The sequence below is a fragment of the Rhodoferax sp. GW822-FHT04A08 genome (assembly GCF_058801025.1).
In genome coordinates this window covers 70,662-77,624 of sequence record NZ_JBXAMW010000004.1, presented here as the reverse complement: position 1 = coordinate 77,624, position 6,963 = coordinate 70,662, and the positions used below count along the sequence as shown (strand labels likewise).

General features: G+C 63.1%; 4 protein-coding genes. 3 read left to right on the top strand and 1 reads right to left on the bottom strand.

The annotated features are described in order from the left end of the window. Positions 1–2 precede the first annotated feature (2 nt). From AC1RMF_RS10010 to AC1RMF_RS10000, 3 genes are all read left to right on the top strand, one after another. Positions 3–1,349, top strand: coding sequence for a DUF3443 family protein (locus tag AC1RMF_RS10010; protein ID WP_493141334.1), 1,347 nt, complete (start codon positions 3–5; stop codon positions 1,347–1,349). 55 nt (positions 1,350–1,404) lie between these two features. Then, positions 1,405–4,524 (top strand): response regulator, encoded by a 3,120-nt coding sequence (locus AC1RMF_RS10005; RefSeq protein ID WP_493141333.1) that lies wholly within the window; start codon positions 1,405–1,407, stop codon positions 4,522–4,524. Positions 4,525–4,588: 64 nt separating this feature from the next. Continuing rightward, positions 4,589–5,590 (top strand): aldo/keto reductase, encoded by a 1,002-nt coding sequence (locus AC1RMF_RS10000; protein WP_493141332.1) that lies wholly within the window; start codon positions 4,589–4,591, stop codon positions 5,588–5,590. 18 nt (positions 5,591–5,608) lie between these two features. Here AC1RMF_RS10000 and lplT read toward each other — a convergent pair whose 3' ends face one another. Further along, positions 5,609–6,892: a lysophospholipid transporter LplT gene (gene lplT / locus AC1RMF_RS09995; protein WP_342619740.1), complete on the bottom strand. Its 1,284-nt coding sequence runs from the start codon at positions 6,890–6,892 to the stop codon at positions 5,609–5,611. Positions 6,893–6,963 lie beyond the last annotated feature (71 nt).

Below are 6,963 nucleotides of genomic sequence, written 5' to 3'. Positions count from 1 at the left end.
GCATGCGAGCTTGGTGCACATGGATGGGAGTGTTGTGCTGCGTGGCCGTGCTCGCGGCCTGCGGTGGCGGCGGTGGTGGTGACTCCACCACCACCACGATCAGCGGCAGCGGCCTGAACAGCCTGGGCTTGAGCCCGGCGGTGGCAACCGCGTTTGTGCAGACGGTGAACAACCTGCCGGTCAAGGTGGAGGACGGGCCGCGTGCCTTCCAGTTCACACCCAATGCCAACATCCTGTATGCCACCGTCACCGTGTGCGCGCCCGGCGATGCCAGCCGCTGTGTGTCGATCGACCATGTGCAGGTGGATACCGGCTCGGTGGGTTTGCGCGTGCTGGCCAGCAAAGTCAAGACGCTGAATCTGCCACCGGTCACGCTGGCACAAGGCCCGACCCAGAACGCCTGGGAGTGTTTTCCGTTCGTCATCGGCGGACTGTGGGGCGCCAATGCCGTGGCCGATGTGGTGCTGGGCCAGCAGACCGCCACAGCCGTGGCGGTGCAGCTGATCGAGGACGATCCCAATGCCGCCGTCCGCTACACCAGCGACTGCTACAACGCCGCCGACAGGAACATCCTGGACTCGGCGGCCACACTGGGCTCCAACGGCATTCTGGGCATCGGCAGCACCACGCTGGACTGCGGACTGAACTGCGTGGCGGGCAACTACAGCGGGACTTTTGTGCAGTACTACAGCTGCCCGCAGGGCGCCACCAGTTCCGCGGCCTGTACGCCCGCTGCGGTGCCGGCCAATCTGCAGGTCTACAACCCGGTGGCTGCGCTGCCTGCGCCTTACAACAACGGCGTGGTGCTGAAGATGCCCGCCGTGGGCGACCCGGGCGCGGCCAGCGCCAGCGGCGAGTTGATCCTGGGCCTCAACAGTGCGGCCAACAACACCGTGCCATCCAATGCCACCAAGGTCTATCTGGGTGTGGACTACATCAACCACCCCAACGCTTACCTGAACGTCAGCACGCAGTACAACGGCACCACCTTTGCCGGCAGTTACCTGGACACCGGCACCAACGGCCTGTTCTTTACCGATGCCACGTTGCCGCGCTGCCAGGGCTCCACCTGGTACTGCCCCAAGAGCACGCTGAACGTGAGTGCACTGGTGTCAGATGGTGACAACCCCACGCAGAACCGGGTGCCGGTGGCGTTCCAGATCGGCAATGCCGAAGGTCTGTTTGCCACCAGCAATACCGCTTTTGGCGACGCGGCGGGTGCCACACCCACGGCGGGCGGCTCCTTTGCCTGGGGCATGCCGTTCTTCTATGGGCGCCAGGTGTATCTGGCAATCTGGCAACAGGCCGGTGCGTTGACGGCGCCCTGGTATGCCTGGGCGCCGCTGTAAGCAGTTCGGGGTGCTCGGGGGCTAAGATAGATCCAAATAAAGGATCCGCAGCCCGATGGAAACTGCAGTGAACGTCAACCCCGATAGGCATGCTGCGCGCAAGGAGCGCAGGTTCCTGTATGGCGCAGCGTTGACGGTCTGCCTGTTGCTCTGCGTGGGCTCCCTCTACGCGGTCCTTGAGTTGCGCGCAAGCGCCACGGCGCGCCTGCGCAGTACCACGCAAAACCTGGCGGCATCGGTCAACCAGACGGTGGACGGCCTGATTGATCAGATTGACGTGGCACTGCTGGCGTCGGCTGATGAAATCAAACGTCAGAGCGCAACCCTGCATCCCGAGCGCGCGGCCATTACCCGCTACCTGGAAACACAGGCCGGACGGGTACGGCACGTGGCCTATCTGCGGGCAACCGACGCGCAGGGTCGGGTGGTGTATGGGCCGGACCTTCCAGCAACCGCGGTGAGCGTGGGCGACCGCGAGTTCTTCGTCTATTTGCGTGATGACCCGGGGGCCGGTCTGTTCATGGCCAAGCCTGTTGTCAGCAGGACTTCTGGCCTGGCGGTGGTCACCTTTGCACGTCGTTTCAACCATGATGACGGGAGCTTTGCCGGCATCGTGTACGCCTCTGTGACATTGGACGAGCTCAAGTCCTTGCTGTCCCAAGTACCCATGGAGGACGGTGGTTCGCTGACGCTACGGCACCGGGATATGAGCCTGATGGTTCGCAAGGTGTTCGGTGGTGAAAACCAAATGCCTATGGGGAGCATGCGAATCAGCAGGAGCTTTGAGCAGGCTTTCAAGCGTGACCCGGTGCAGGGAACCTATTTCAGCGACGACTTGGGGCCGGATGCGATTCCTCGGCTCTCGTCGTACCGGCGCAGTGTGAAGTACAGCTACGTGGTGAATGTGGGCATGCCGGTGGATGCGGCACTTCAGGGGTGGCAGCGCCAGGCGGCAGAGGTGCTCAGCCTGGCCGCATTGCTGGTTCTTTCGATACTGGTGCTGGCGCGCCAGATCAGCCAGTCGCGCATGCGCTTGCAGGATTTGGTGGATTCACTCCAGAACAGCCAGAGGGCGCTGGAGAGCAAAAATGCCGAGCTTGCACAGACCGAACTGCGCCAGCGCACGCTGCTGGAGAATCTGCAGACCGGGCTGGTCGTGCACGCGCCGGACACCCATGTGCTGTTCAGCAATGCCATTGCCTCCAAACTGCTGGGCCTGAGCCGGGAGCAGATGGAAGGCAAGGTGGCAGTCGATCCAGCCTGGTGCTTTGTGGACACCACCGGCCACCGATTGGCCCCGGACGAATACCCAATCAGCCGGGTGATTCGTGAACAGAAGGCACTCAAGGACATCGCACTGGGCGTGCGCGTGCCGGGTCGTGAGGACGTGGTGTGGCTGGAGGTCAGCGCATTTCCCGAGTTCGAGACCGATGGCCCGCTCAAGCAGGTGGTGGTGAACTTTCATGACGTCACACAGCGCCGCCATGCGGAAGAAGCCCGCGAGAGGGCGGCGCGTGCCCTGCGCCTGGTGAGCGATACCAACATCACGCTGGCGCGCTCCGAAGGTGAGCACCAGCTGCTGGAAGACATCTGCCGCCTGGTCTGCGAAAAGGGTGGCTACCGCATGGCCTGGGTGGGTTACTCGCAGCAGGATGACAAGCGGTCGGTCGTGCCAGAAGCGCAGTGGGGCATTGATGACGGCTATCTGGCAACGATACAGATTTCCTGGAGCGGCGACTCCGAATATGGCAGGGGCCCGGTAGGCACAGCGCTGCGGTCCGGTGTCGTGCAGGTCAATCGCAATTACTTGCAGAACCCCAACACGGCCCCATGGCGCGAGGCGGCGCTCATCCATGGCTACCGCTCCAGCATTGCCCTGCCATTTGCCAAGAAGAGCGGCATGCGGGGAGTGGTTTCCATCTATGCCGCCGAGGAAGACGCCTTTGCTGCGGATGAGGTGGTTCTGCTGGAGGAGCTGGCGGGCAATCTCGCCTATGGGCTGGATGCGATTGAAGACCGGCAGCGCCGCATCGACGCCGAGTTCGCGTCGCGGGCCAAGGCGGATTTCCTGGCCAATATGAGCCATGAGATCCGCACGCCCCTGAACGCCATCACCGGCATGGCGCAACTCATCCGCAAGGACGGTCTCACGCACGAGCAATCGAACCGGCTGGACAAGCTGGAGGGTGCCAGCCGGCATCTGCTGCGCATCATCGACGCGATCCTGGACCTGTCCAAGATAGATGCGGGCAAGCTCACCCTCGAAGCCGTGCCCCTGCGCGTGGAACAGGTGGTGGCGAATGTGATGTCCATGGTGGCGGACCGCGCCCGCGCCAAGAACCTGGAGCTGGTCAGCGAGGTGCCCGCCATGCCGTTCAACCTGATTGGTGACGTCACGCGGCTGCAGCAGGCATTGCTGAATTACGCCTCCAACGCGGTCAAGTTCACCGAGTCCGGCAAGATCATCGTGCGGGCCATGCTGCTGGAGGAAACGCCGACCAGTGTCACTCTGCGCCTGGAGGTGGAGGACACCGGCATCGGCATTGAACCCCAGGCCCTGCAGCGGTTGTTCGAGGCCTTTGAGCAGGCGGACAACTCCATCACGCGTAAGTACGGCGGAACCGGTCTGGGCCTGGCCATCACGGCCCAGTTGGCGCGCCTCATGGGCGGCGAGGCCGGCGCCACCAGCGCGCCGGGTGCGGGCAGTACCTTCTGGTTCACGGTGCGGCTGGAGAAGAACCCGGACGCGGATTTCGCAGACAGCGATGCAGACGACGACGAATTGCGCATGCTGTTGCAAGCCCGCCATGCCGGCAAGCGCGTGCTGCTGGCGGAAGACGAGCCGGTCAACTGCGAGATCACCAGCTACATGCTGGAGGAGGCCGGCTTTGTGGTGGACGTCGCGGAGGATGGCGTGGCAGCGGTGGAGCGGGCGGGTCAGCTCCGCTACGACCTCATCATCATGGATATGCAGATGCCGCGCATGAGCGGGCTGGAGGCCACCCGCGCCATCCGTCAGTTGCCGAACTATGGGGATGTGCCCATTGTGGCGATGACAGCCAATGCGTTTGTGGAGGATCGGGTGCGCTGCATGGAGGCCGGCATGGATGGCTTCGTGACCAAGCCGCTGCCTGCCCGCGTTCTGTATGCGGCCTTGCTGCAGGCGCTGAAGTAGCCTCTTTGCAAGTTGAGGTAAGGTATGGCCCGCTTATCAAGTCGTTACCAAACAAGAGGTTGAAATGCAAAAGCGTGCACTGGGAAGTTTTCAGGTCGGGCGCATCGGTCTGGGGTGTATGAACCTGGACCATGCCTATGGACCGGCGGTCAGTGAAGAGGAAGGCGAACGGGCCCTGCTGGGTGCCCTGGACGCGGGCTACACCCTGATGGATACCGCCACGCTGTATGGCGCCGGCATGAACGAAGAGCGCGTGGGCCGCGTGCTGCGCAGCCGTCGCAACGACTACATACTCTCCAGCAAATGCGGCATGGAGATCACCAAGGTCGATGGCAAGCCGGTGCGCGTGATCGACGGCAGTCCCGAAACCCTGATGCGCCAGATCGAGGCCAGCCTGCGCCGCCTGGGTGTGGATGTCATCGATCTGTATTACCTGCACCGTTGGGACCGCAAGGTGCCGATTGAAGACAGCGTGGGTGCGTTGGCCCGCATGGTGGAAAAGGGCTACGTGCGCAGCATCGGCTTGAGCGAGGTATCTGCTGTCACCTTGCGCCGCGCCCATGCAGTGCACCCCATCACCGCATTGCAGACCGAGTATTCGCTTTGGAGCCGCAATGCGGAAATCGCCGCACTGGACGCCTGCCGCGAGCTGGGCGTGGCCTTTGTGGCATTCAGTCCGGTGGCGCGCGGCTATCTGTGCGACCGGTTGCACGATGTCACTGCGCTGCACGCCAAGGACATACGTCGCAGCATGCCCCGCTTCGAGCCTGCGACCTACGCCAAAAATCTGGAGCTGCTTACGCCCTACCGGCAACTGGCGGAGCAGGTGGGTTGCACGCCGTCGCAACTGGCGCTGGCCTGGCTGCTGCACAAGGCGCCGCACATCATTCCGATTCCGGGCAGCCAGAAGTTCGATCACATTCTGGAAAACGCCGCAGCTGACAACGTGGTGCTTAGCGCCGACGTGATGCAGCAGCTCGAAGGCCTGATCAACAACAGCACGGTGCACGGGCCGCGCTACGACCCGCAAGCCACCAGCGAAGTGGATACCGAGCAATTCACCTGAAGGCGCGCATGCACAGCTTCAGCTGTGCATGTCGTCGTTGCGGGCAATGTCGAGCAGGTATTCGACCTCGGCGGAGTGCTCGATGCAGTTGCGCTCGTGCCAGCGCTTGATCACCCACATGAAGCCGGCCACCACCACGCCGAACACCGTGATGGCGCCGAACGCCGACAGTCCCAGTCCGGTGGACAGACTGTAGAAGCCGCCCAGCCCCAGGATGCAGGCCTGCTCGTTGAAGTTCTGCACGGCAATGGAGCGACCCGAGCCCATCAGGTTGTGGCCGCGGTGCTGCAGCAGGGCATTCATGGGCACGACCAGAAAGCCGCCCAGCCCGCCCAGCAGCACCAGAAAGGGTGCTGCCACCCAGACGTTGTCGATGAAGTTCAGCAGGATGACCAGCAGCCCCATGCCTATGCCCAGCGGCATGACGTTGGTGGCGTGCTCCAGCCGCATGCGCAGCGAAGCGGCTACCGCACCCACGGCCGTACCGATGGCCACCACGCCGACCAGGGCGGAGGCCTGCGTCACGCTATAGCCCAACGCGGCCGCAGCCCAGGCCAGCACGATGTAGCGCAGGTTGCCGCTCACACCCCAGAACAGGGTGGTGGTGGACAGCGAGATCTGTCCCAGGCGGTCGCGCCACAGCCGCACATTGCAGTGCCAGAAATCGGGCAGCAGTCCCAGGAAGTTGCGCGGCATGGGACGCAACGGAAAGTCGGTGAGCGGAATGCGTGTGTTGAACCAGGCCGCCAGCAAGTAGACAAAAATGAGCACGCAGATGGCGGCTTCTGGCGGTGTATTGATGCCGGTGTCTATCAGAGGAAGGTCAAACGCCAGCAGATGCGCGGAAATCTTGGGACCGACCAACTGGCCGCCCAGCAGCACGCCCAGAATGATGGAGGAGATGGTTAGGCCCTCGATCCAGCCATTGGCCTTGACGAGTTGGGACGCTGGCAACAGTTCGGTGAGGATGCCGTATTTGGCGGGCGAGTAGGCCGCAGCCCCCAGACCCACAACGGCATAGGCCATCAGCGGGTGCGTGCCGAACAGCATCATCAGGCAGCCCACTACCTTGATGGAATTGCTCAGCAGCATCACGCGCCCCTTGGGCAAGGCATCGGCAAACGCGCCCACAAAAGGCGCCAACACCACGTAAAACAAAGCAAACATGGGCACCAGCGCCGCCTGTTGCCAGGTGGGAGCACCTCCGCCACGTAACAGTTGCACCGCTGCCACAAACAGTGCGTTGTCGGCCAGCGAGCTGAAGAACTGCGCCGACATGATGGTGAAAAAGCCGCGTTTCATTGATCCGGGAATGCCGCGCTGGAGTGACCAACGCTGTGGGTATTGTGATGGGGCTTCAAACGATGTGCGGT

What these genes read in the sequence shown, in the direction of transcription:
- lplT (WP_342619740.1), bottom strand. Translation starts at nt 6,892, where the DNA reads ATGAAACGCGGCTTTTTCACCATCATGTCGGCGCAGTTCTTCAGCTCG.
- AC1RMF_RS10005 (WP_493141333.1), top strand. Translation starts at nt 1,405, where the DNA reads ATGGAAACTGCAGTGAACGTCAACCCCGATAGGCATGCTGCGCGCAAG.
- AC1RMF_RS10010 (WP_493141334.1), top strand. Translation starts at nt 3, where the DNA reads ATGCGAGCTTGGTGCACATGGATGGGAGTGTTGTGCTGCGTGGCCGTG.
- AC1RMF_RS10000 (WP_493141332.1), top strand. Translation starts at nt 4,589, where the DNA reads ATGCAAAAGCGTGCACTGGGAAGTTTTCAGGTCGGGCGCATCGGTCTG.